Below are 24,617 nucleotides of genomic sequence, written 5' to 3' on the forward strand. Positions count from 1 at the left end.
TGTCTTATTTTCATTATAGCGCAATTTGTCTCTTAAAAAAAAAAGCTCCCCCTGTCGATAAAAAACATAGGAGTTGTAGGGTGTTTTTTAAAGCAAAAAGGCCAGCAAACACTCATTTTGTCGATTTGCGCGCTTGTGCTCCTGTTCGCTTACACGGATCGGGGACAAACTGTATCCAGATATGCACAAGTCACCGCTTGGGAAAGGTTGCACGTAGTAGCTGGAAAAGAAGACTCGTCTTCTGTAGTTCGCACAGGCCAGGGATGGCCCACTGTGCTTATGCAAGTTTTATATTCTCATGGATGAGGTGCTTACATGGAATTATCGTCTCTTATCGGTCTGGTCCTAGCTCTAGTTTCCATTTTTGTCGGCATGATTTTAAAAGGAGCACCGCTCGGTTCCCTGATGGTACCGGCGGCGTATCTTATCATTATTGGTGGCACGACCTCAACGATCTTCGTCGGATTCCCGATGAGCGATTTGAAGAACTTCCCGAAGCTGGTCAAGATCTTTTTGTTCAAACCTAAAACGATCGATAAGGCCGAGCTGGTGGGCATGTTCATGGAATGGGCATCGATCACGCGCCGCGAAGGTCTGCTTGCCCTGGAATCGAAAGTCGATGAAATCGACGATGACTTCCTGCGTAACGGCATGCGGATGATTATCGACGGCAACGACCAGGAATTCGTCAGCGATGTATTAATGGAAGACATACACGCCATGGAAGAACGCCACCGGGTCGGAGCCCAAATCTTCTCCCAGGCAGGCATGTACGCGCCGACGCTCGGCGTACTGGGAGCCGTAGTCGGCCTGATTGCCGCACTCGGCGAGCTTGAAGACATGAACAAACTGGCGCACGCCATCGCGGCTGCGTTTATCGCCACGCTGCTCGGTATCTTTGTCGGTTACGTGCTGGCTCACCCGATCTCCAACAAGCTCAAACGCGTGTCGAAAAAAGAAGTGGAAGTGCGCATGATGATGGTTGAAGGTCTGCTCTCGATCCAATCGGGCGTATCGACAATCGCGATCAATCAAAAGCTGGCCGTATTCCTGACTCCTACGGAACGCAAGAAGTTAGAAGAAAAGGGAGGCGGTTCGAGTGGCCAAGAAGGCTAGACCGGAACACCACGAAGAACATGCCGACGAAAGCTGGTTGCTTCCTTATTCCGACTTAATGACTCTTTTACTTGCTCTATTCATCGTACTGTATGCCATGAGTTCGGCTAACGTCAGCAAGTTTGAGGCAATGGCCGAGGCTTTCGATTCCGTATTCAACGGCGGAAAAAGTATTATGGACCACACGTCCGCAACGGATGAAAGCAAAACGCAGGACGGATCGAAGTCCGAAGAGACCCAATCCGTCGAACAAATGGTTCAACAGGCCAAGGACTCCAAAAAAGATACGGCTGACGAAACGTTGGCCAAGCTTAAAAAGAAAGAACAAGAAGACCTGACCAAGCTCAAAAAGCAGCTGGACAGTTATATCGCAAGCAACGGTCTTAGCAATCAGCTGGAAACGAACCTTAACCAGTCTCAACTCCAAATCACGATCAGCGATAAGGCGCTATTCGCTTCCGGCGAAGCGACGGTCAAACCGACATCGCGTACATTGGGTGCGTCGATCGCGAATATCCTGAAAAACTTCCCGGGCTACAACATTCAGGTTATCGGTCATACCGACAATGTTCCGATCTTCAATAACAACTTCAAATCCAACTGGGATCTCAGCTCCGGTCGGGCGAATAACTTCCTTCAGGTTTTATTGCAAAATAAAAATCTGGACCCGCAGCGATTTACGGCTATTGCCGCAGGCGAGTACCAACCTATTGCTTCGAACGCAACGGCTTCGGGACGCGCTCAAAACCGTCGGGTAGAAGTATCTATTATCCGGAATTATCAGGACTCCACGAATACCATCAGTACAAGCAATGCGACTTCGCCGTAAGCGTAGATATTCGATGCCCCCGTTCCTCGGAATGGGGGTTTTATTTATCCACAGGCAATTCACAAATCCACAATTGTCATGTAGAATATGTGCATAACACTGTGGACTACTCGCTAGTTATCCACAATTTTGTACACACCATGTTAACAACACGAATGTTTGTTCGATGGATATCCTCTTTAGCGAATGAAAGGAGCTTTATCGTTTGGAAGCTTTTGATACGGAAAAAGATCATGAATATTGGATGCGATTAGCCATAGAAGAAGCACGGAAAGCCGAAGCCATCGGAGAGGTTCCGATCGGTGCCGTCATCGTCCGTCATGGCGAAGTGATCGGCCGGGGTTATAACTTGCGCGAAACCACGCACGACGCGACGGCTCATGCCGAAATGATTGCGATTCGTGAAGCCAGTGAGAGAATCGGTGCTTGGAGGCTGCTCGATTGTACATTATATGTCACGCTGGAGCCTTGTCCGATGTGTGCAGGCGCCATTGTGCAAGGCCGGGTACCGTTGGTCGTGTACGGAACTCCCGATCCCAAAGCCGGTTGCGCGGGAACATTGATGAATTTACTGCAAGAGCCTCGTTTCAACCATCGCACGGAGTTGATCGAGGGCGTGCTGCAAAACGAATGCGCCGAACTGTTGTCCGATTTTTTCCGGGGGCTGCGCGTTCGGATGAAAGAACGTAAAGCGCTGCGGCAAGCCGAGCAAGCGACGGCGAAAAAGGAGGCAGCCTCCTCTCTGCTCAGCAGCGATCCAATTCTCGGAGACTCCGGTGCTTCCGATCGATGAACGATGTCCGCCGTCGACGTCGACGCCCCTTCTTCTTGCGCTAATCAACCAGAAGCTATGAAGCGCATATTCGCATAATAAAAAAGGCGACCCGCAATGGGCCGCCTTTTTGCTTTTTCGGGATATGCCGATTAGTAGTTCATGTTTTCCAGCTCGTCGAGCGTGATCGTATCTGTCGGGATGCCGACTTCAAACGTTTGCGCTTCGTTGACTTTGCTGTACGTCGACGAACCCGTCAGGGATACTTTACCCGATGTTTCGGATTCCGGATCCTGGAAGTTGACGTCTACCGTCATTTTTTGGTGAACCGGGAATTTATCTTTGTTCAGCGCCGTGTCCAGTTGGAACGTGTTGACCGTCAGATAGTTTTTCAGTTCGTCCAGATCTTGGCTCATTTGCTCGTTGTCCGTCGTGCTCAGCTCGGATTTCGCGTCTTGCAGGTCCTGTTCGGTCAGGCCGAGCATTTCGCGGTATTCCGGCGTATCCAGCGTTTCGATTACTTTAGGAAGCGCTACGTTAACCAGCGTCGTGATCGCGTCTTTCACGTTGTCGTTCGTTACTTCGAAACGTACAACGTCTTCAGCCGTCACGCCTTCAGGCAGACCCGCGTCGCCTGCGGCTACTTTTTTGAAGTATGTGCCTTCGTCGAAGCTGTCCAGTACCGCCGCACTCAGATCCGCGCTAAGTTTTTGCGAGTTTTTCGGATCAAGCATCGCGTCGTTGAATTCCGCGCCTTGCTCGGCAGCCAGTTCTTGCAGGTCGAATTCGATGAATTTGCCTACGATGTTTTCCGGAAGCGGCAGCAACGCGATGTTCGGTACTTTGATGTACATTTTTTCTTTGGTCATGACCATCGGAAGCTTGATCGTCATTTCCATGTCGCCTTTCAGCTTCACTTCAAGGTTCATTTCCGTTTGCATCGGATCGCCTTGGTATACGGTCTTCACGTTGAATTCCGCGCCCTTCAGCATGCTCACTACTTGGTTCACGCTTGTCGTATCCATGCTTGTCGGAGGAACGGTAACCGTCAGCTCGTTGATCGTGAAATTGCTGTCCATCGAGTACGAAGTGGCGCCCATTGCGCTGGTAACCGATTCTTTCAGCAAAGCTTTAGGCGATTGTTCTACCGCGGCAGCCGGACTTGCCGCGTTGTTTCCGCAACCGGACAGTACAAGCGCGCCGGTCATGACCAAAGCGCCGAAGCTTCCGAATAATTTTTTGTTCATGTTTTTGTTCTCCCCTATTCATTCTGTATAATTTTTTTAAAAATTCCTAATACCCACTTACCCGTTCGACCAATCGATGAAACTTCGTCAGATCGACCTATCAAACGTTTCGGACATGCCTAAGTATACGTGAACATTTTTCGAAAAGTTTCAAAATTCTAAAATTGGACACTACGACTTACAAAAAATACAGGACCTGAGAACTAAAACATTTCCCAGGTCCTGTATAAATTATCTGTTATTCCGTTACGAGTTAGTGAATATCTTTTTTCTTGAATCGACCGCCTTTGACGTCATGAATGTTGCCGATCGCCAGAAAAGCGTTATCGTCAAACTGATTCACGATTTCTTTGAGCTTGGCTTCTTCCAGGCGCGTAATGACGCAAAAGATCACTTTTTTCGGATCTCCGGTAAATCCGCCCTCGCCTGCCAAGTAAGTCACGCCGCGTCCGAGACGATCCAGAATCGCGTTGCCGATATCGTCGATCTGATCGCTGATAATCCATACCGACTTCGACTCGTTCATGCCTTCGATCGTCATGTCGATCATCTTGTAAGCGATGTAGTAGGCAAGAATCGAAAATAACGCTCGGTCCCAACCAAAGACGAAACCTGCACCCGACAAAATGAACAGATTGACGAACATGACGATCTCGCCGACCGAAAAAGGCGTTTTGCGCGAAACCAAAATTGCGATAATCTCCGTGCCGTCAAGCGAACCGCCGTTGCGGATGACGATACCCGTGCCGACACCGAGAAAAATACCGCCGAATACGAAGGCCAGCAAGGTATCCGTGACAAAAGCCTGAACCGGATGCAGTAGTACGGTTCCGATCGAGAGTACGGTAATGCCGAGAAGCGTGGATAACGCAAAAGTCTTGCCGATTTGTTTGTAGCCGATAATCAGGAAAGGGAGGTTTAAAACAAACAGGAAAATACCCAGCTTCCAACCGGTGAGGAAAGAGGCCATAACCGATATGCCGGTGATGCCGCCATCGGTAATTTTATTGGGGACAAGGAACAATTCCAAAGCCACGGCAACGAGGATTGCGCCGAGGATGATAAAGATTGTTCGGATTATAATTTGCCTAACCGTCTTCTTCCCGTGCGCTCTGGGCGCAGAAGGCTTACGGGCAGGGGACGGGACTACGGATTCAGTCATTATTCACGTTCCTTCCGAATGATTTGGTTCTTGCTATAGGGTCCTCTCCTTTGCCGATAAGCTGCACAGTATACGACTGCATACATTGACGTATATTCTAATTATGCCATACTCTTGAGCAAATATGTATAATCTTATAGGCATTTTGCATAAACAAAAAACCGCCTTTCCTCATATAAGGAAAAGACGGTTATGCTTTCGTGTAACGGCATTTCGGAAAACTGCTGCACCCTATAAAAGGCCCGTTCTTTCCTTGCCGCTCGACCAATTTGCTTTGGCATCTCGGACATATTCCTGCATTTGCAAGAGCTTCTTTCTCCTGTAGGTTCTGCTTGATGTCAGAGACATGCTTCCTGCGTTCTTTGAGGGTATGATTTTTTGGGGACGACAAGCCTTTTCGAACTTCCCTTACCTGTTCAAATGAAGATAAAGACCGCTAATAGTACATAGATCATTAATCGAATACCCTCCGTTTGCAGCGTAAAAGCAGGAACAATCGCGAACAAAAAAACGCACCGTACCGTCGTAAACGATAATGTGCGTTTTGGTTAGACTCGCCGCAAACACATGCAGCAAGGAAATTTTAAAACTGGCGGAGAGGATGGGATTCGAACCCATGTGGAGTTGCCCCCTAACGGTTTTCAAGACCGCCCCGTTATGACCGCTTCGGTACCTCTCCAGAGGCATAATACATCTTAAAAGTGCAACATGTATTATTCTACTTCATTATTCGGCTTCATGCAAGACAGAAGTCCGCTCTGCGCGCTTTGAGGCGTCGAGAACGGACTTTATCTTTTTCCTTCTATAATGAGATATGACGATTACGCTTGCGGCGCGATCACTTTCACTCCGCGCATGTACGGCTGGAGCACTTCGGGAATCACGACGCTGCCGTCTTCCTGTTGGTAGTTTTCCAGAATCGCGGCTACGGTACGTCCGACGGCCAGACCCGAACCGTTCAGGGTGTGAACGAATTCCGGTTTGCCTTTCGTCTCGCGGCGGAAACGGATACCCGCACGGCGTGCTTGGAAATCTTCGACGTTGGAGCACGACGAGATTTCGCGGTACATGCCGCTCTCCGGCAGCCAGACTTCGAGATCGTACGTTTTCGCCGCGGTGAAGCCCATATCGGCGGTGCACAGTACGATCACGCGGTAAGGCAGACCAAGCAGTTCCAGCACGCGTTCCGCGTTCGCCGTCATTTGCTCCAGCTCGTCGTAGGAATGATCCGGATGCACGATCTTGATCATTTCGACTTTGTTGAACTGGTGCTGACGGATCAGGCCGCGCGTATCGCGTCCTGCCGAACCCGCTTCGGAACGGAAACAAGCGCTGTACGCGATGTATTTTTTCGGCAAAACGTCCGCTTCGAGAATCTCGTCGCGGTGATAGTTCGTAACCGGAACCTCGGCGGTCGGGATCAGGTAATACTCCGTATCCTTCAGCTTGAACAGGTCTTCTTCGAACTTCGGCAGTTGACCCGTTCCGTACAAACTATCCTGATTGACGATGTACGGAGGCAGCATTTCCTCGTAACCGTGTTCTTCGCTGTGCAGGTCCATCATAAAGTTGATCAAAGCGCGTTCCAGACGGGCTCCGAGTCCTTTATAGAAGGTAAAGCGCGAGCCCGTAACTTTAGCCGCCGCTTCAAAATCGAGAATGCCGAGGTTCTGCGCCGTTTCCCAATGGGCTTTCGGCGTAAAATCGAATTCTCGAGGCTCGCCCACGCGGCGAATTTCCACGTTATCGTCTTCCGATGCGCCAACGGGCACTGCATCATTCGGAATGTTCGGAATCGCCATGGTCACTGCGTCGATTTCCGTTTCCAAACCGCGTACTTCTTCGTCCAATTCCTTGATGCGATCGGATACCTGACGCATTTCGGCGATCAGGTCATCGGCGTTCTCGCGGTTCTTTTTCAACTTTGCAACTTCGCCGGACACGGTGTTCCGACGGTTTTTGAGAATTTCAACTTCCTGAAGTTTCTCGCGGCGCGCGCCGTCGAGGCTCGGGAAATTAGCGATCAGATCTTCGGATTTGCCACGGTTCGCAAGCGCCTGCTTGACCCGATCGTAGTCGTTTCTAAGTATTTTCACATCCAGCACGGGAGCTTCATCCTTTCGATTCTCCGGTCTTGGACTGACGTACCATATGCGTGAAATATTCGTGCAGTCGGTAGTCGTCGGTCAATTCCGGATGAAATGACGACACGAGAAGATGCCCTTCCCGAGCCGTTACCATTTCTCCATTATAAACCGCCAGCACTTCGACGTCTGCACCGATTTCGCGAATTAACGGCGCACGTATAAAAACGGCCCGAACCGGCTGCTGAATTCCCGTAATCGGCAGGTCGATTTCGAAGCTTTCCCGTTGGCGTCCGAACGCGTTGCGAGCTACTGTCATATCCATCAGGCCCAGATGCGGCTCTTTCTGCCCTTCGATCTTTTTCGCAAGCACGATCAGTCCGGCGCATGTGCCGAAGATCGGCTTGCCCGCATCCGAAAATTCCCGAACACTTTCGATAAAGCCGTATTTTCGCATTAGCTTGCCGATTGTCGTGCTTTCGCCGCCGGGAATGACCAGACCGTCCAGCTCATCAAGCTGCTCTGTCTTTTTCACGGCAACGGCTTGCGCACCTGCCCGTTCCAAACTGCGAATATGTTCGGAAACGGCGCCCTGGAGAGCCAGGACGCCGATTTTGAGAGATTGAGTTGTCATATTCCGTTTACCAGCCGCGATCCTGCATGCGTTCCGACGGAGCGAGCTGCTTGATGTCGATGCCTTTCATCGGCGCTCCCAGGTCTTTCGACACTTCGGCAATCAGGCGATAGTCGTCGTAATGCGTCGTCGCTTCCACGATGGCGCGCGCGAATTTTTCCGGATTATCCGATTTGAAAATGCCCGAGCCGACAAACACGCCGTCCGCGCCGAGGTGCATCATGAGTGCCGCGTCAGCCGGAGTCGCTACGCCGCCTGCCGCGAAATTCACGACCGGAAGCTTGCCCGTCTCGTGGATGCCCAGCAGGATTTCGTAGGAAACGCCCAGGTTTTTCGCTTCCGCGTACAGTTCGTCTTTGGACAGATTGCGCACTTTGCGAATTTGGCCGTTGATCAGGCGCATATGGCGAACGGCTTCGACGATGTTGCCGGTTCCCGGCTCGCCTTTGGTCCGCAGCATGGAAGCTCCTTCGCCGATTCGGCGCAGCGCTTCTCCCAGATCCTTGGCTCCGCAGACAAAAGGAATCGTGAACTCGTGTTTATCGATATGGTACACTTCGTCGGCCGGCGTCAGCACTTCGCTCTCGTCGATGTAGTCGACACCGAGCGATTCCAGAACTTTGGCTTCGACGTAATGACCGATCCGTGCTTTGGCCATGACCGGGATAGAAACGACTTTCATGACTTCTTCGACGATCGTCGGATCGGCCATGCGGGCCACGCCGCCTGCTGCCCGAATATCCGACGGAACGCGTTCAAGCGCCATTACGGCCGTCGCGCCCGCTGCCTCGGCAATTTTGGCCTGTTCAGCGTTCATGACGTCCATAATGACGCCGCCTTTTTGCATTTCCGCCATTCCTCTTTTGACGCGCGATGTTCCTGCTTCCATGGTCATAGCCCCCTGTGTTCTCCGAATTTTCGGAACTTCTTAAGGCCTGATTCTATAGAAGCAGGTGACGCTTTACAATGGATTTACCGTAACTTAGAACAGGTTTTTGATGCCTTCGAACAGGTCGGAGAAGAATCCGCCGATTGCGCGCATCAATTGCTTGAACCAGCCTGCTTTTTCCACGTCTGCCGAAGCTACGAGATCGACGGTTTTGGTCTGGGCTTCAGCCATGCCTTCCGCCTGGTAGGTGTAAGTAGCCGTACCGACTTTGTCGCCTTTGCCAATCGGAGCTTCAAGCCCGGCTTCGAGGCTGCTTTGCATTTTCAGACCGCTCGCATCCGCGCCTTTAGGCACAACGAAGCTGATCGCTCCCGCCGTCTCGTAAGCTACCGACTCTTCTTTGCCTTTGGCTACCGCTACAGGCTCTTCGCCTTCGATCGCTTGATTGGCTGCGACCATTTCTTTGATCTCGAAGTTGTTGAAGCCGTAGTCCAGCACTTTGCGCGTCTCGACGAAACGCGAACCCTGATTATTGACGTCCGTGCCCATCACGACGCTGATCAGGCGCATGCCGTCGCGAATAGCCGTACCGGTAAAGTTATTGCCGGCAGCTGCGGTATGACCCGTTTTCAGACCGTCCAGACCTTCGTACGCGTAAGCTTTGAAGTTCGGAACCGTTGCGTTAGCTTCGAGCATCCAGTCCAGGTTGTCGATTCTGCCGCTGTCGCCCGGGCGGAACTGATAGGATTGGATTGTCGTGAAGTCGTTGAAGTCCGGATGATCCGTCACGATGTATTTCGCCAGAATTGCGGCGTCCATCGCGGACATCACGGTTTCTTTGCCGTCGGCAGGTTGAGTACCTTGCGGCATATCGGCAATATCCAGACCTGTCGAGTTGGCAAAATGAGCGGTGGTCATGCCCATGCGCTTGGCTTCGCTGTTCATCAGCTTCACGAATTCCATCTCGGTCGGCGCAACAGTCTCGGCCAAAGCGACGGTTGCGTCGTTGGCGGAGCCGATCGCCATGGCGATATACAGATCCTTAACGGTATGTTGGTCGCCTTGGGCCAAGAATACGCGCGAGCCCACTTGGGCAGCGGCATTCGCGCTGGTCGTGACGACATCATCCCACTTCAGTTTTCCTTGCTTGACCTGTTCGGCGACGATATATTCGGTCATCATCTTGGTCATGCTCGCCGGAGGCAATGCGGTCTCGGCATCCAGTGACAGAATGACTTCGCCCGTGGTCGGCTCAAGCAGTACAGCCGACTTTACGGCGAGATTGAGGCTTTCGACAGTCGGAATGGCTTTTGGAGCGGCAGCTGCCGGAGTTGCGGCGTCTTTGGTTTCGGTGGTTGTCGTTTGAGTGGTCGTATCCGCTGCCGCGCTGGCCAGGTTGGCCGGAACGACGGACAGGCAGAGCATATGGATAAGCAGAACGGAAGCGGCGCTTCGTTTCAGGAATTTCGGCTGAGCGAACCGGTTCTTTTCGACTTTGCTTTTATAAGTAGAGGTCATGCGTTTCAATGGATAAGTACTCCCCTCGTGCTGAGTTTCTGGCATACTCCCTTAGTCTACCACACGGTGATGTGGCGTGTCTTCCTGTGCGGCGGCTGAACTGTTACTTCTGTTCGATGGTGAGGCGGCTGCGGGGGAAATTCGTTTCGGTCGCGTGTTGCATTTGGGAAGCTGGATTGGATTTATATAAGGGAGCTTCCCAAATGCAAAGGCGATCGCTAACGCTCCTGCACTGAATTTCCCCCTCCGCCTAGGCTCGACGCTCGGAAGAGCTTTTTGGGAAAAGAGCGGCCCGGATATTTGGCCGGGCCGCTAGGCTGATTTGGCCTTTAAAAATGCAAAAAACTAAAAAAACGCGGGAGCGGAGAGTTTCCGCGCGCCGCGTTCGAATTGCACATGCAACAATGAAAAGATTAGATTACACCGAATAGTTCGGGGCTTCTTTGGTGATTTGAACGTCGTGAGGGTGGCTTTCGCGTAAGCCTGCGCCGGTGATGCGGACGAATTGGGTATCGTTGCGCAGCACGTCGAGGTTGCCGGCTCCGCAGTAGCCCATGCCGGAGCGGAGGCCGCCGACCAGTTGGTTGATCGTGTCGGACAAAGCGCCTTTGTAAGCGACGCGGCCTTCGATGCCTTCCGGTACCAGCTTTTTGTCATCATCCTGGAAGTAACGGTCTTTGCTGCCCTGCTTCATGGCTGCGATGGAGCCCATGCCGCGGTAGACTTTGAAACGGCGACCTTGGTAGATTTCCGATTCGCCCGGGCTTTCTTCGGTTCCCGCGAACATGCTGCCCAGCATGACGGCATGCGCGCCGGCCGCAATTGCTTTGGTGATTTCGCCGGAGTATTTGATGCCGCCGTCGGCGATGATCGGAATGCCGTATTCGCGAGCGACGGTTGCGCAGTCGTAGATTGCCGTGATTTGCGGTACGCCGATACCGGCGATGACGCGGGTGGTACAGATGGAGCCTGGACCGATGCCGACTTTAACGACCGAAGCGCCGGCTTCGATCAGTTCGCGAGTCGCTTCGCCCGTCGCGACGTTGCCTGCGATGATCGTCAGTTCCGGGTAACGAGCGCGGATATTGCGAACCGCGTCGATGATGTTGATATGGTGTCCGTGTGCCGAGTCGACTACGATGACGTCAACGCCCGCAGTTACCAGAGCATCAATACGCTCGATCGCATCGCTGGATACGCCGACGGCCGCGCCGACAAGCAGGCGTCCTTGCGAATCTTTCGCCGCGTTCGGGAATTGGATCGCTTTTTCGATGTCTTTAATGGTAATCAGACCTTTGAGCACGTTGTTCTCGTCAACCAACGGCAGCTTCTCGATCTTGTGTTGTTGCAGGAGGCCTTCCGCTTCGCGCAGCGTCGTGCCGACAGGAGCCGTTACGAGACTTTCCTGCGTCATGACTTCCTTGATCGCGATGCTGTAATCGTGGATGAAACGCAGGTCGCGGTTCGTCAGGATGCCGACCAGCTTTTCCTGTTCATCGACGATCGGAACGCCAGATATCCGATACTTGCCCATAAGGACCTCTGCATCGGAGACAAGATGATCGGGGCTCAAGAAGAACGGATTGGTAATAACGCCGTTTTCGGAACGCTTTACGCGGTTGACTTCGTCCGCTTGCTTCTCGACCGACATATTTTTATGAATGATGCCGATGCCGCCTTCGCGCGCGATGGCGATCGCCAATACCGCTTCGGTTACCGTATCCATGCCGGCACTGATCAGCGGAATGTTCAATTGTACCTTTTCGCTCAATTTCGTGGACACACTGACTTCCTTTGGCAGAACTTCCGACTTTCTCGGAACCAGCAACACGTCGTCGAACGTCAGACCTTCTTTTTCAAACTTGCTATTCCACACCCGATTTTGCCTCCTTTTTTATCTTGTCCTAACCGCCGTTTTTTCCTTATATGGAAAGCTGAAAGGGCTTTTCTGAAAATATATTATTGCAATCTTAGCAAAGGGGGTATGGGCTGTCAAGGTGAAAAAACAGGCGTTTTTCCACGATTTCCAGCTGATTGGAAGAGTCGGAACATTGTCCGCTCAGCATGGACAATCAGGCTGATTTTGAAACGTTTTCTTCATTAATACACGTACGCGAATTTATCCGAGCGCACCCTTATTCGGGGGCACGGCTCCCCATAACCTCAGCCTGAAAACCTCGCATATTTTCATACTCTGTATTCTTAAACATTATAACGTTATATTGTTTTTTCCAAAAAGCGGTGTTATCTTGAAATGGAGACTCCTACCAGAAAGCAGGTGCGCCATGAATCAAGACTTTGTGCTGCGGCATGTTCGGTTCCCGGACGACCGGATCGCAGACCTCAAAATTCAAAACGGCCGGATTGACAGTCTGCATGATCCCGGCACGGCAAGCGGCGGAGACACTCTCGATTGCGAAGGGTTGTACGTATCCAGCGGTTGGATCGATATGCATGTGCATGCGTTTCCGGAGTTCGAGCCGTACGGCGATTCCGTCGATGCGATCGGCGTGAATTGCGGCTGCACGACCATTGTCGACGCGGGAAGCTGCGGCGCGGATCGGATCGGTGAACTAGCCGCAAGCCGTGCGAGTAGCCTCACCCGATTATTCGCCTTTCTTAATGTATCGCGTATTGGTCTCCAACGAACCGACGAGCTGTCGCAGCTGGAATGGGTCGATCGGGAAGCAGTATTTCGAGCCATCCGCGAGCATTCCGACTTTATTGTAGGGTTAAAAGCAAGAATCAGCAGCAGCGTCGTGCGAGGCAACGGCATAGAGCCTTTGCGGCTGGCCGTAGGCTTGAGCGAGGAAACCGGACTGCCGATCATGACGCATATCGGTTCCGCTCCGCCTGCCATCGAAGACGTGATCCCCCTGCTGCGAAAAGGCGATATCGTCACGCATTACCTGAACGGCAAAGCCAACAACCTGTTCGATCATGACGGTTCTCCCCTGCCTGTGCTGACGGACGCGACCAAACGAGGGGTCAAACTGGACGTCGGCCACGGCACCGCGAGCTTTTCGTTTCGAACGGCCGATCAAGCACGCAGTGCCGGAATCGCGTTCGATACCATCAGCACCGATATTTATCGCGGCAACCGTCTGAACGGGCCCGTTTACGGGATGGCGAACGTGTTGACCAAATTCCTTACGCTCGGCTACACGCTGGCAGAGGTCATCGGCGCGGTCACCTCCCGCCCCGCCGCCTGGCTGAAGCGTCCCGAACTCGGTCGGATTCAGGTGGGCGATCCCGCCAACTTAACTTTGTTTTCCATTAAAAATACGCCGTCCGTCCTCACCGATTCGGAAGGCTTCACCCGCACATCGACACAAACTATCCAAGCTGAAGGAGTGGTTATCCATGGCAAGTACCTTGCATGCCAAATACGGGCTTAAACGCGTCATCAACGCCAGCGGAAGAATGAGTATTCTCGGCGTGTCCGCACCAAGCGATACAGTGATGGACGCAATGCGCATCGGCGGTCAAAGCTATGTCGAGATCGCGGATTTGGTCGACAAAGCAGGCGATCGGATCGCAAACCAAATCGGCTTCGAATCGGCGCTCGTCGTCAACTCGGCATCCAGCGGCATCGCTCTCTCCGTCGCGGGCATCGTGACGGAAGGCGATCGCGGCCGCAGCGTGCGCCTGCACCAGTCCCCTATTCTCAAAAACGAGATCGTGATGCTCAAAGGACATAATGTTCAATACGGCGCTCCCGTCGAAACGATGGTTTATCTCGGCGGCGGCCGGATCGTCGAAGCCGGTTACGCCAACGAAGGCACCGTCCGCCAGGTCGAAGAAGTCGTTACCGAGCGCACCGCCGCCCTTTTATACGTCAAATCCCATCACGCCGTGCAAAAAAACATGGCTTCCGTCGAAGAAACGTGGGCGCTGGCGCAAAAACTGCATCTTCCCCTAATCGTCGACGCGGCGGCCGAGGAGGATTTGCAGCGGTATGCATCATGCTCGGACTTGGTCATTTTCAGCGGGTCAAAAGCGATCGAAGGCCCGACCTCCGGCCTCGTAGCGGGCAAACGCACACTTATCGAGCAGGTCAAAGTCCAACTGCACGGCATCGGGCGCAGCATGAAGGTCGGCAAAGAAACAACGTTCGGCCTGCTGCAAGCGTTGGATGAATATCTGGATAAAAAAGACACCAGCGAGCAGGAACGCGAAGCGCTGAACGCACTGCTGCCGCTCGGCGAACTGGACGGCGTAACGGTGAGCATCGTGCAGGACGAAGCCGGACGCACCATTTACCGGGCTCGCATCAAGATCGATCCGATGCTCGCCGGAACCGACGCGGTGCAAACGGTAGACGGTCTGCAAAATGGCGAAATCGCCGTATACACGCGGGATTACGGGGCGCGGCAAGGCTATTTCGATATCGATCCGAGACCGCTGCTGGGCGACGATATGCAAGTGATCGAACGCAGACTGCGCGAACTTTTGCTTTTAAAAGGAGGAAATTAAACCATGACCACTCATATCCAAACTACCGAAGCTCCGATCCTCAAACGCCTCTATAACGGCCGCGCGGCGCTCAACGTGCTGGCGGGAAGCGTGCAAAACGCCAAAGACGTATTCGAAGCGGCCGAAGGCCATGTGCTGGTCGGCGTGCTGTCTAAAGCTTATAAAACGGTACCCGAAGCCATCGACGCGATGCGACAATACGGCCGCGATATCGAAGATGCGGTGTCTATCGGGCTCGGCGCGGGCGATAACCGTCAAGCGCAGGTGGTAGCCGAGATCGCGCGTCACTATGCAGGCAGCCATATCAATCAGGTGTTTCCGTCGGTCGGCGCGACTCACGCGAATCTGAACGGAACGCCGGGCTGGATCAACGCGCTCGTCTCTCCTTGCGGCAAACCGGGTTACGTGAACTTGTCCACCGGACCGTTCAGCGCGGCAGCGCCGGATCAGGCGATCGTTCCGGTCAAAGCCGCGATTGCGCTCGTTCGGGACATGGGCGGCAGCGCGCTGAAATATTTCCCGATGAAAGGATTGGCGCTCGAAGCCGAGTATCGTGCGGTTGCGGAAGCTTGCGGCGAAGAAAACTTCGCGCTCGAACCGACGGGCGGCATCGACAAAGACAACTTCGGTCCGATTCTGCAAATCGCGCTCGAAGCCGGCGTGCCGCAGATCATCCCCCACGTCTACTCGTCGATCATCGATTCGGCAAGCGGCGATACGATCGTGACCGACGTGCGCGAGCTGCTGGAGGTCATGAAAAAGCTGGTCGATCGCCATGCCTAAAACGGTAGCGGCGTTCGGCGAAGTGATGATGCGGCTGGAGACTCCGGGTCTTCGGCTGTTGTCGCAAACGGATACGCTGCAAGTCTCCTACTCCGGCAGCGGCGTTAATGTACTGTCGGCGCTGTCGCGATTCGGTCACCGAGCACTTCCAGTGACGACGCTGCCGGACAACCCGATCGGCGACGCGGCGGAAGCCAATCTGCGCAAACTGGGGCTGCTGCCCGATTTCGTTCGCAGGGACGGCTTGTATCTGGGCATGTATTTTCTTGAAACGGGCTTCGGGGCGCGTCCCAGCCGGGTCACTTACTCCAACCGTCCGCAAAGCAGCTTCAACACCGCCGCCGAAGGCATCTATCCGTTTGCCGATATCGCAAGCTCGGTCGACGCCGTGCATTTTTGCGGCATCTCGCTTGCCATGAACGACACGGTGCGGCGCAATGCGCTGACTTTCGCGGAAGCGGTGAAGGCAGCGGGAAAAACCGTCATCTTCGATTGCAACTACCGTCCTGCGCTCTGGGGCGAAGACGGATATGCGATTGCGCGTCCGTGGTATGAAAAAATGCTGCATTTTGCCGATATCGTATGTATGAACGAAAACGACGCCATCCATATTCTCGGACTGCCGGTTTCTTCAACGGAGCGGCCGGATCAGCTTCAGGAGTTGATTCCTTCCGTGGCCAAGACGTATAATATCGCGACAATCGCCGGAACCCATCGTCACATCGAAGCAAACGGTCAGCACTCTCTGCTGGGCTATCTACATACCGGAGACGCCTTTTATTTTGCCGATCCGTTGACGTTCCCCGTGTATGACCGGATCGGCGCGGGCGATGCGTATGCAAGCGGCATTATCCACGGGACGCTGTCGGACTTCGCGCCGGAGCAGACGGTCCGGTTCGCGTCCGCCGCTTCCATGCTGGCGCATACGATTGCGGGCGACACGCCGTTTTCGTCGGAGGCGCAAATTTTCCGGGCGATGATGGAAGGAATCGGCGATATAGAAAGGTAGGAAACCTTATGGCGACAAGCCGCACCAAACAACCGCTGTACCTCAAAATTCACGGCATTCTCAAAGATCGCATTTTACACGGCCAGTATCCGCTCGACTCGTATTTGCCGCCGGAGCCGAAGTTGGAAGAAGAATTCGCGGTCAGCAAGATTACGGTTCGCAACGCGGTCAAGCTGCTCGTTCAGGAAGGGTATTTGGAGACGAGCAGCGGGAAAGGCACACGGGTCAGCCGCAATACCTCGACCTCTAAACTCTCTACTTGGAAAAGGTTTACGGAGATTCTGGTGGAGGAAGGTCATCGGATCGGCAAACAACTGCTGCACGCGGAAACCATTCGTACCGGAGCGGAAGGCCGGCTGCGGGAATTGTTCGGCGAGTCGTGTTTGCGGATCGAACGGCTGTATACGCTGGATGATGTGCCGTATATTCATTACACGCATTATTTGCCTGCCCGCGCGGAGGACCCGGCGGAGTCGGGGCTTCAAGGACAGTCGCTGTATGGCTGGCTGGAGGAGCAGGGAATCGCGATCGCGCGGATGCGCGACGAATTTTCAGTCGGATCGCCGGACGTCGGGATCGCCGATTCGTTGGGAATCCCGCCGGGAACTCCGCTGCTGAAAAGGTTGCGGTTTGCTTATGACGAGCAGGGTCGGGCCGCGGAGTGCAGCGAAGGGTATTATCGGGCGGGTATGCATCCGTATGTCGTGAATTATGAGGTGTGAGGAGAGCGCATGGGAGACGCCGCGAGCCGGTTTCGACCTGCGCTTCGGTTCGAAACCGGCTCGCAGCTGGGCCATGCGCGGGGAGTTGGGTAAGGGAAAAGAGAAAAAAGCAAAGCAAAAGAAAAAGGACTAAGGTTTGTTGGAGTTGGTTTAAGGGATTAGAGCGGGCTGGGATTTGGCAGGTGTGGAGATTGCTTTTTAGGCAATGTAAAGTGTGGGATTATCGTGTTTTTTGAGCTACGTTGACGAAAAAGCAACGTGTAAAGCTTAGGCGGCATGTATTTTCGTTTATGGGGCTTCCAGGCTGCTTTTTTGTCAATGTAGCTTCGGGATTAGGGTGTCGGAAGGTTGTAGGTTGCTTTTTAGGACATGTAATGTGTGGATGTTCGATGTATAGTTGCAGATTATACAAGATTTTCGGTTCAAAAAGGCTCGTAAGCTTGTTGGAGTTGTAGAAAATGCAACATTATGGGGCACTATTGTGCTTTTGAAGCGGTAAATGGAGTGGAATGTTGTAGATTTTGCAATTTGGACGGGTAAGGTTGGCTTTTTGGAGCGGTAATCTTGCAAAAAGTGCAACTTGGCAGCTCGACTGCGTGAAGCGAGGTAGCTATTTTTCGAAAACGATGCTTGCTGGGATCCGTCGTGCGTCTTTTTGGATCGGAGTCGGCGAGTTAAGGGGTTGCCCTACGCACAGATTGTCGATTAGGCCGCATATGTCGGTAAAAGAAAACCACGACTTCCCAAAGGTTAGGGAAGCGTGGTTTTTTAGTTTGCTTAGATCAGACCAATCCTTTTTCCATCGCTTTCACCACCAGCGTCGCGAACAGGCTGTTGGACCAGGCGAACCATTCGCGGGAGAAGTCGCTCGGGTCGTCGGGGTGGAAGCCTTCGTGCATGTAGCCGGTTCCGGCGTCGGTGGCGAGCAGCGTTTCGATCAGGTCTTTGATTTCCTGGTCGTCTTCGGACGTCAGTCCCTGCATGGACAGCGCCATATGCCAGACGTAGCCGCCGGGGGTGTGCGGGCTGCCGATGCCTTTGGCGTGCTTGCCTTCGAAATAGAACGGGTTATCGAAGCTCAGCGCGAAGCGGCGGGTATTTTGGTAGATCGGATCGTCCGTGCCGACGTAGCCGATGTACGGGATCGACAACAGGCCCGGCGTTCCGGCGTCGTCCATCAGCGAGAAGTTGCCGTAGCCGTCGGTTTCGAACGCATAGATTTTGCCGTGCTTCGGATGGTCGACGATGCCGTAGCGCTGGATGCCGAAGTTGATTTCTTTGATCAATTTCGCGGCACGCCCAGCGAGCTCGGCATCTTTGTAGATTTCCGACGCGATCCGCTCGATATGGCCAAGAATCACCACAGCGAACATATTGGCCGGGATATTGTAGCCGAATTCGCACGCGTCGTCGCTGGAGCGGAAGCCGGACCAGCTCATGCCGGTGTAGTTGGTCGGCATGCCGCGTCCGTCGTTGTACAGCGTCTCGGTGTCCTGCTTCGTATCGCGGCGGAAAAAGTACGGCGATTTCTCGTCATGCCGCTGCTCGGTGGCGATTACGCGCACGACGCTGCTGAGCGCCCGGTAACAATCGTCGTCGAACATGGAGGTGCGGCCCGTTTCCTGCCAGTACTGCGCCAGCAGCTGCACCGGGAAGCACAGCGAGTCGAGCTCGTATTTGCGTTCCCACATCCATGGGCTCAGCTCGCAATCGTCGGAATCGCGGTAATGCCGTCCGTTCGCCGTTTCGTTGAACGCGTTCGTGTACGGATCGATATTGATGTAAAAAAGCTGACGCGCGATCAGTCCTTCGATGATGCGCTGCAAGTCGGCATCATCTTTGGCGAGCGGGATATAATGGCGCACCTGCTCGACCGAGTCTCTCAGCCACATGGCCGGAATATCGCCGGTATAGACGAAAGTCGTGCCGTCGTCGAGCAGCTTGGTCGTCGTTTCCAGCGTATTCGGGAAACAGTTGCGGAAAACTTGCTGAAGCTTGGGATGATGCGCGAGCCGCTTGTCGGTTTCTTCGAGATAACGTTCGACTGCCGCAGGCAGAGTTTTTGTCGTGTTCATGGATAACGCCTCCTGTTGGAACATAGTTAAAAATATCGGATTGCTTGCGTACGGTCTGCTCGCCAACCCTTCTTTCAATCGACCTGAAACGAATGAACAAAAGCGAGTTGGACGAACGTTCGCGTTGAACACGCTTTTTCATAGAAAGAAAATTCAGCGGTGACCGAAAGCGATCAAGCAGACGATTGCGGTTCGTTTTTTAAGCGTTCGGCGTTGTGTCCGGCTGAACCGCCAGCGCGAACGTCACGATTTTGGCTGGGCTGACGGGTACCCGTGTAGCTTGCTGTTCTTGTCGCTGGATATTTTCCGTTACCGCAACGCGTCGTTCCAAAATATCGCTCTCGTATACGGTGCCCGCCGCGAACTCCGGCTCGAACGCAAGCTGCGTGTCTTCGCCGGACAGATTGTACCAGCGCACGATCACATCGCCGTTTTCCTCCGACTGCTTGAACGCGGATAGTGCCAACTTATCGCCGTTCCATGACAACGCCCGGTATTCCGCCGGAAGCGTGCCGGACTGCATCTTGAGCGGTTGGCTGAACCACGGCGTCTGATACTGGTAAGCCTGCGCGAACGCGCCGGAGTCGATCGCGCTACCGGCATGCGGGTACACCGCGTATTCCAGCGTATGCTCGCCGATGCACTGCGCTTCCGGCGTCGGGAATACGCCCCAGTCGCCCATCTCCGATACGCTGCGCAGCAGCGTGACGGCGATCGTGCCCGAACCGTCTTGCAGCACTTCGTATTCGTTCAAGCCTTTATTAGCGACGGTCAGTCCGTGGATGCCGTCGGACAGGCTGACGAAAGCCTGCTGATGCTGGGCGTTGCTCGGATTGATCCACTCCGGCGCCGGCACGATATCGCGCTCCGCCGCTTCGAAGATCGAGTCGGCGAGTACCGTCCGCGTCTGCAAACCGCTCGGCAGCAGCACCCGCAGCCGATGATCGCGCGCTTGGTTGTTAAGCGTCACGGACACTTGAACGCCTTTGCCCGATGCTTCCAGCGAAACGCGGGTGGTCAGCTTCAGCGTTACCGTATCCGCCGAACGGCCGGATCGTCGTTTGCGGAAAGGCACGAGTCGCCGCTTTTCATCTTCGAACAATGCTTCGGCCGAAGCCGGGATCGCCCACTCGTGCACAATCTCGTAGGCGACCCGGTACGGCTGATCTTCGACAAGCGCAATGGTAGCGCTCAGTCCTTTTGTGGTCAGCGTCTTGTCGCCCTCCGGCTGGCGGAACACATACTCGTTGCCGATATCTCCGCAGTCGTCATACACGCCGAGTCCCTCGAAGGTACGCCCTGTTGTTTTGTCCGTGAGGGAGTAGGACCCGTCGTCCGCGAAGCGGACGGCGAGAAATTGATTTTCCATGCCGTAAGGCGTGGAGACGACTTCTTCGATCGAAGACGATTTTTCAAGTTTATCCGCCCGTTCTTGAAGCGCTTTTTCGCCGTTTCGAGAAATAGCCGCTTCATAATCCGCCCCGCTTCCTTCTTCTTCCGGTACCCACGCGTACAATTTGTACCCTAATGCCGGTACGTTCTGCGCTTCGAACGTCAGCCGGAACGTCCGCGCCATGTACGGCACGCGGAAACCGTCGTCCGGCAGATCGTAGCCGAACTGCGCGCCCAGATCCTCGATCTTAGACGGAATCCGATGTCCTTCCGTGTCGATCACATGCCCCGGTCCGATCTTCAGCGCATCCAGCTTGTCCGCGATGCCCTGCGGCGACGGACCTTCTTTGAAGTTGATCCGCGCCGCCTGCACGTCGACGGTCACGACGCCGCTGCGATCCCAGCCTGTCGTATTGAAAAAAGCCGCGGGACGCGCGTTGTCCGGCCATGCCGCGATAGCGTCCGTACCGATCCGCGAACCGATCGCCTGCAAGCTTTCCGCGATCAGCGCTTCGGCCATATGGCGGCTTTTATCGAACCTTCCGATCATCTCGCGATGAATCTCGTCGACGCCGCATCCGCAGATGCTGTCGTGCGGATGGTTTTGCATCAGCGTTTTCCAAGCGTAGGCAAGCGGTTCGTGCGGATACTTCTGCCCCGCCGTCAGATTCGCGATCGTCGCCAGCGGCTCGGCTCCTTTTTCCAACAGCGTCTGTCCGGCCTGGTTCATCTGCTTCAGATACACGCGTGCGGAAGCCGTATTCACCAGCGTCCCCCAACCGTCCGTTCGCGTGCTGCGCAGTTCGCCGTGCACCGTCACCCAATCGTCCGACGGATGCTTCCCGAGCGCTTCCAAGTAGCCATCGAACGTCGTATGCACGAAATCCACGTCCGGATACAGCCCCTTCGCCGTCTCGAGCGCGTCGCCCAAGTCTTTTTGAATCGGCTGATGGTCGCATCCGTTCATGTACAGCAGCTCGGGCGTCGACGCGTACTTTTCCGCATCGGCCAGCTTTTTATCCCAAAATACAGCTGCTTCTCCCGCGTCGACCGGAATCTCGTTGCCGTTGCTGTACCAGTTGGCGAACAGCACGCCGACCACGCTCGAACCGTCCGGCGATTCCCAGAGCATTTCGGAATAAGGAGATTCGTATTCGCCCGGCGCATCCACCACCACGTTATCGAATCCGGTCGGTTTAACGCCGCGTCCGAACACCGCCGCTTCGATCCCCGCCTGCTTCAGCATCTGCGGCGCCTGCCCCATATTGCCGAACGAGTCCGGAAAATAACCCAGCTTCGATACCGCACCCCAACGCGCGGCTTCTTGGTGGCCGATCAGCAAGTTGCGCACGTTCGCTTCCGAGCTGGTCAAAAATTCGTCTTGCAGCACGTACCACGGACCGATGATGATTTTCCCCTGTTCGATCAATTTGGCCAATCGTTCTTTTCCGTCCGGATAAACTTGCAGATAGTCGTCGATGATAATCGTCTGCCCGTCGAGGTGGAAATATCGATAACGCTCGTCTTGCTCCAGCGTATCCATCAGTTCGTTCATCAAAGTCGTCAGACGCAAATGATGCGATTCATACGGCAAATACCATTCCCGGTCCCAGTGGGTGTGAGAAATGACATGCGCGGTTTTTCGTTTCATGGACAATGTCCTCCTTCGCCTTGCTCAGGTTCGGAATCATGTTGGCATACCCCCGGCGTAAGCGCAATATGTGGAATTTCCGGCACTTTTTCGAGCACATATTTCACATAGTTTCATCAAAAGAAAAGCTGACATACCGATTGTCTTTGCTTGCTGCAAACCGCTCTACAGCGCCATTTGTCAGGTTTTTAAGAATGACAATGCGCAATCGACATATTTACGGCGTCAGGAATGCTTCGTTAAGATTCGAATTGTAAGCGCTACGCATTTTGGATAAAGAAGTCGAGCGTGATGCGTGTGTCTACATACGTGTAAACATACGCTTATAGAAGGGAGGAAACGAAATGAAGGCGTCCAAGTCATCCGCCACCGCCGAGCTTCCGCTGCTGAAGAAAAGCTCGAAGCGGGCGAAAATTTTAGCGAACTGGGAACTGTACCTCTTTATGCTCCCGGCGCTTCTGTACTTTTTGATCTTTCATTATTTCCCGATGTACGGCATTCAGATCGCTTTCAAAAACTTCGTTCCGTCCATGGGCGTCACCGGAAGTCCCTGGGTCGGTTTCGACCACTTCGAGCGTTTCTTCAACTCTTATTATTTCTGGGATCTGCTGTGGAACACGTTCAGCATCAGTTTCTACGAGCTGGCGATCGGCTTCCCGCTTCCGATCATTTTGGCTCTCGCGTTTAACGAAATCACAAGCGGCAAGTTTAAAAAGACGGTGCAAACGGTCACGTACGCGCCGCATTTCATCTCCGTTGTCGTCATGGCGGGCATGATCATCACCTTCCTGTCGCCGAGCAACGGCATGATCGTCATGCTGATCGAAGCGCTGGGCTTCAATGCTCCGCAATTCCTGACCGATCCGGCTTGGTTCAAAACGATGTACGTCCTCTCCGGCGTCTGGCAAAGTACCGGCTGGGGCACGATCATCTACCTCGCCGCGCTGTCCGGGGTCGACCCGCAGCTGCACGAAGCCGCGATCGTCGACGGCGCGAGCCGGTTCAAACGCGTACTGCATATCAATCTCCCGACCATTTTGCCGACGATTACGATCATGCTCATTCTGAACATGGGCAATATCCTGACGGTCGGGTACGAAAAAATCCTGCTGCTGCAAAACTCGCTCAACCTGGAAGCTTCCGACGTCATCTCCACCTACGTCTACCGCGCCGGTCTGGTCGATGCGCAGTACAGTTTCTCGACCGCGGTCGGTTTGTTCAACTCGGTCATCAACGTTATCTTGCTGGTCACGGTCAATTGGATCGCCAGACGCACCAGCTCGAACAGTCTGTGGTAAGGAGGGGTTGTCATGGTTAAAGCGATGCAAGAATCGAAAGGCGACAAAATGTTCCTAATCGGCACGTACATTTATCTGTGCATTGCCCTGGTGATCGTGCTGTATCCGCTCATTTATATCCTCAGCGCGTCGATCAGCAGTCCGCAGGCGGTCAACTCCGGGGAAATGTGGTTGTTCCCGAAAGACATTACCTGGGCCGGGTACGAGCTGGTCTTCAACAATCCGAAGATCTGGAACGGTTATCTGAACACGATCATCTACACGGTGGTCGGCACGCTGCTCAATCTGGCCGTCACCCTGCCCGCCGCGTATGCGCTCAGCCGCTCCGACTTCATCGGCCGCAACTGGTTTATGGGCTTTATCCTGCTGACGATGTTTTTCAGCGGAGGTCTCGTTCCGACGTATCTGGTGGTCAAAAACCTCGGTCTGATCGACACGATGGGCGCGCTGATCCTTCCGGTCGCCGCTTCCGTCTGGAACATCGTGGTGGCGCGCACCTTTTTCCAATCCACGATTCCCAAAGAGCTTCAGGAAGCCGCGCATATCGACGGTTGCACGAATATCAAGCTGTTTTGGAAAATCGTGCTGCCGCTGTCGGCGCCGATCGTCGCGGTTATGGCTTTGTTTTACGGCGTCGGGCACTGGAACAGTTACTTCTCCTCGCTGATCTACCTGAACAGCGAATCGAAATATCCGCTGCAAATGGTACTGCGCCAAATCCTCGTGCTTCAGGAAATGTCCGCGGAAATGAACGGAGCGGGCGTCAGCGGAGAGATCGCCCAAGCGATGAACTCCAAAGCCGAAACGGCATCCCTCATCAAATACGGGGTCATCGTCGTGTCCACGCTTCCGATCATCGCCGTGTATCCGTTCCTGCAACGTTATTTCGTACAGGGGGTGATGATCGGTTCGGTCAAAGGGTAAGCTTACGGTACTTACTTAAAATAGAGGGGGATTTAC

General features: G+C 53.9%; 19 protein-coding genes, 1 tRNA gene and 1 pseudogene. 10 read left to right on the plus strand and 11 right to left on the minus strand.

Translation table 11 applies throughout. From position 1 onward, the window contains the following. Positions 1-315: 315 nt before the first annotated feature. From motA to tadA, 3 genes and pseudogenes are all read left to right on the plus strand, one after another. The gene (motA, locus tag SACSAC_RS10235) at positions 316-1,116 is read left to right on the plus strand and encodes a flagellar motor stator protein MotA (protein WP_037285910.1); all 801 of its coding nucleotides are present in this window, start codon (positions 316-318) and stop codon (positions 1,114-1,116) included. Beyond that, positions 1,100-1,945, plus strand: a complete 846-nt coding sequence (locus SACSAC_RS10240; RefSeq protein WP_037285913.1) for a flagellar motor protein MotB — start codon at positions 1,100-1,102, stop codon at positions 1,943-1,945. The genes motA and SACSAC_RS10240 overlap by 17 nt, the downstream gene beginning before the upstream one ends. Before the next feature lie 205 nt (positions 1,946-2,150). Continuing rightward, a pseudogene (tadA, locus tag SACSAC_RS10245) lies at positions 2,151-2,645 on the plus strand (tRNA adenosine(34) deaminase TadA); the annotation flags it as partial. 224 nt (positions 2,646-2,869) lie between these two features. Here the strand turns inward: tadA and SACSAC_RS10250 are convergent. From SACSAC_RS10250 to guaB, 9 genes are all read right to left on the minus strand, one after another. Further along, positions 2,870-3,964 carry a hypothetical protein gene (locus SACSAC_RS10250; protein ID WP_037285919.1) on the minus strand — a complete coding sequence of 365 codons (1,095 nt, stop codon included), beginning with the start codon at positions 3,962-3,964 and terminating at the stop codon, positions 2,870-2,872. A 253-nt stretch (positions 3,965-4,217) separates the two neighbouring features. Beyond that, positions 4,218-5,126 (minus strand): YitT family protein, encoded by a 909-nt coding sequence (locus SACSAC_RS10255; RefSeq protein ID WP_037285922.1) that lies wholly within the window; start codon positions 5,124-5,126, stop codon positions 4,218-4,220. Between the two features lie 190 nt (positions 5,127-5,316). Next, on the minus strand, positions 5,317-5,517 hold the full coding sequence (locus tag SACSAC_RS28645; protein WP_084778000.1) for a topoisomerase DNA-binding C4 zinc finger domain-containing protein: 201 nt from the start codon (positions 5,515-5,517) through the stop codon (positions 5,317-5,319). A gap of 199 nt (positions 5,518-5,716) precedes the next feature. Next, a tRNA-Ser gene (locus tag SACSAC_RS10260) sits at positions 5,717-5,805 on the minus strand. Between the two features lie 142 nt (positions 5,806-5,947). Continuing rightward, positions 5,948-7,231 carry a serine--tRNA ligase gene (gene serS / locus SACSAC_RS10265; RefSeq protein WP_037285925.1) on the minus strand — a complete coding sequence of 428 codons (1,284 nt, stop codon included), beginning with the start codon at positions 7,229-7,231 and terminating at the stop codon, positions 5,948-5,950. 7 nt (positions 7,232-7,238) lie between these two features. Further along, positions 7,239-7,844, minus strand: coding sequence for a pyridoxal 5'-phosphate synthase glutaminase subunit PdxT (gene pdxT / locus SACSAC_RS10270; protein WP_037285928.1), 606 nt, complete (start codon positions 7,842-7,844; stop codon positions 7,239-7,241). 7 nt (positions 7,845-7,851) lie between these two features. Further along, the gene (gene pdxS, locus SACSAC_RS10275; RefSeq protein ID WP_037285930.1) at positions 7,852-8,733 is read right to left on the minus strand and encodes a pyridoxal 5'-phosphate synthase lyase subunit PdxS; all 882 of its coding nucleotides are present in this window, start codon (positions 8,731-8,733) and stop codon (positions 7,852-7,854) included. A gap of 93 nt (positions 8,734-8,826) precedes the next feature. Beyond that, positions 8,827-10,251, minus strand: coding sequence for a D-alanyl-D-alanine carboxypeptidase family protein (locus tag SACSAC_RS10280; RefSeq protein ID WP_037292611.1), 1,425 nt, complete (start codon positions 10,249-10,251; stop codon positions 8,827-8,829). Positions 10,252-10,669: 418 nt separating this feature from the next. Beyond that, positions 10,670-12,127 (minus strand): IMP dehydrogenase, encoded by a 1,458-nt coding sequence (gene guaB / locus SACSAC_RS10285; protein WP_037285933.1) that lies wholly within the window; start codon positions 12,125-12,127, stop codon positions 10,670-10,672. A gap of 409 nt (positions 12,128-12,536) precedes the next feature. Between guaB and SACSAC_RS10290 the strand changes: the two genes are divergently transcribed. From SACSAC_RS10290 to SACSAC_RS10310, 5 genes are read left to right on the plus strand one after another with little or no spacing between them, the layout of a single operon-like run. Next, positions 12,537-13,649 carry an amidohydrolase/deacetylase family metallohydrolase gene (locus tag SACSAC_RS10290; RefSeq protein ID WP_037285936.1) on the plus strand — a complete coding sequence of 371 codons (1,113 nt, stop codon included), beginning with the start codon at positions 12,537-12,539 and terminating at the stop codon, positions 13,647-13,649. After that, entirely contained in the window at positions 13,615-14,727 is a 1,113-nt protein-coding gene (locus tag SACSAC_RS10295; RefSeq protein ID WP_037285940.1) for a DgaE family pyridoxal phosphate-dependent ammonia lyase, read from the plus strand. The genes SACSAC_RS10290 and SACSAC_RS10295 overlap by 35 nt, the downstream gene beginning before the upstream one ends. 3 nt (positions 14,728-14,730) lie before the next feature. Further along, complete coding sequence (gene dagF, locus SACSAC_RS10300) at positions 14,731-15,510, plus strand: 2-dehydro-3-deoxy-phosphogluconate aldolase (RefSeq protein WP_037285947.1); 780 nt, start codon at positions 14,731-14,733, stop codon at positions 15,508-15,510. Beyond that, positions 15,503-16,519 (plus strand): sugar kinase, encoded by a 1,017-nt coding sequence (locus SACSAC_RS10305; protein ID WP_037285950.1) that lies wholly within the window; start codon positions 15,503-15,505, stop codon positions 16,517-16,519. The genes dagF and SACSAC_RS10305 overlap by 8 nt, the downstream gene beginning before the upstream one ends. Positions 16,520-16,527: 8 nt before the next feature. After that, positions 16,528-17,241 (plus strand): GntR family transcriptional regulator, encoded by a 714-nt coding sequence (locus SACSAC_RS10310; protein WP_037285953.1) that lies wholly within the window; start codon positions 16,528-16,530, stop codon positions 17,239-17,241. Between the two features lie 782 nt (positions 17,242-18,023). On the opposite strand, the gene SACSAC_RS10315 is transcribed toward SACSAC_RS10310, so the two are convergent. Continuing rightward, positions 18,024-19,316: a glycoside hydrolase family 125 protein gene (locus SACSAC_RS10315; protein WP_037285959.1), complete on the minus strand. Its 1,293-nt coding sequence runs from the start codon at positions 19,314-19,316 to the stop codon at positions 18,024-18,026. Between the two features lie 199 nt (positions 19,317-19,515). Further along, positions 19,516-22,359: an alpha-mannosidase gene (locus tag SACSAC_RS10320; protein WP_037285961.1), complete on the minus strand. Its 2,844-nt coding sequence runs from the start codon at positions 22,357-22,359 to the stop codon at positions 19,516-19,518. A gap of 344 nt (positions 22,360-22,703) precedes the next feature. On the opposite strand from SACSAC_RS10320, the gene SACSAC_RS10325 reads away from it, so the two are divergent. Then, a complete protein-coding gene (locus tag SACSAC_RS10325; protein ID WP_037285963.1) occupies positions 22,704-23,657 on the plus strand; it encodes an ABC transporter permease in 954 nt (317 codons plus the stop codon). Between the two features lie 12 nt (positions 23,658-23,669). Beyond that, positions 23,670-24,581: a carbohydrate ABC transporter permease gene (locus tag SACSAC_RS10330; RefSeq protein ID WP_037285965.1), complete on the plus strand. Its 912-nt coding sequence runs from the start codon at positions 23,670-23,672 to the stop codon at positions 24,579-24,581. Positions 24,582-24,617: the final 36 nt, after the last annotated feature.

The sequence above is a fragment of the Saccharibacillus sacchari DSM 19268 genome, from assembly GCF_000585395.1.
GTDB lineage: Bacteria > Bacillota > Bacilli > Paenibacillales > Paenibacillaceae > Saccharibacillus > Saccharibacillus sacchari.

Coding starts and splice junctions, on each gene's coding strand:
- SACSAC_RS10315 (WP_037285959.1), bottom strand. CDS start 19,316: ATGAACACGACAAAAACTCTGCCTGCGGCAGTCGAACGTTATCTCGAA.
- SACSAC_RS10290 (WP_037285936.1), top strand. CDS start 12,537: ATGAATCAAGACTTTGTGCTGCGGCATGTTCGGTTCCCGGACGACCGG.
- motA (WP_037285910.1), top strand. CDS start 316: ATGGAATTATCGTCTCTTATCGGTCTGGTCCTAGCTCTAGTTTCCATT.
- SACSAC_RS10295 (WP_037285940.1), top strand. CDS start 13,615: ATGGCAAGTACCTTGCATGCCAAATACGGGCTTAAACGCGTCATCAAC.
- pdxS (WP_037285930.1), bottom strand. CDS start 8,733: ATGGAAGCAGGAACATCGCGCGTCAAAAGAGGAATGGCGGAAATGCAA.
- pdxT (WP_037285928.1), bottom strand. CDS start 7,844: ATGACAACTCAATCTCTCAAAATCGGCGTCCTGGCTCTCCAGGGCGCC.
- SACSAC_RS10330 (WP_037285965.1), top strand. CDS start 23,670: ATGGTTAAAGCGATGCAAGAATCGAAAGGCGACAAAATGTTCCTAATC.
- SACSAC_RS10255 (WP_037285922.1), bottom strand. CDS start 5,126: ATGACTGAATCCGTAGTCCCGTCCCCTGCCCGTAAGCCTTCTGCGCCC.
- dagF (WP_037285947.1), top strand. CDS start 14,731: ATGACCACTCATATCCAAACTACCGAAGCTCCGATCCTCAAACGCCTC.
- SACSAC_RS10250 (WP_037285919.1), bottom strand. CDS start 3,964: ATGAACAAAAAATTATTCGGAAGCTTCGGCGCTTTGGTCATGACCGGC.
- SACSAC_RS10325 (WP_037285963.1), top strand. CDS start 22,704: ATGAAGGCGTCCAAGTCATCCGCCACCGCCGAGCTTCCGCTGCTGAAG.
- SACSAC_RS10280 (WP_037292611.1), bottom strand. CDS start 10,251: ATGACCTCTACTTATAAAAGCAAAGTCGAAAAGAACCGGTTCGCTCAG.
- SACSAC_RS10310 (WP_037285953.1), top strand. CDS start 16,528: ATGGCGACAAGCCGCACCAAACAACCGCTGTACCTCAAAATTCACGGC.
- SACSAC_RS10320 (WP_037285961.1), bottom strand. CDS start 22,359: ATGAAACGAAAAACCGCGCATGTCATTTCTCACACCCACTGGGACCGG.
- SACSAC_RS10305 (WP_037285950.1), top strand. CDS start 15,503: ATGCCTAAAACGGTAGCGGCGTTCGGCGAAGTGATGATGCGGCTGGAG.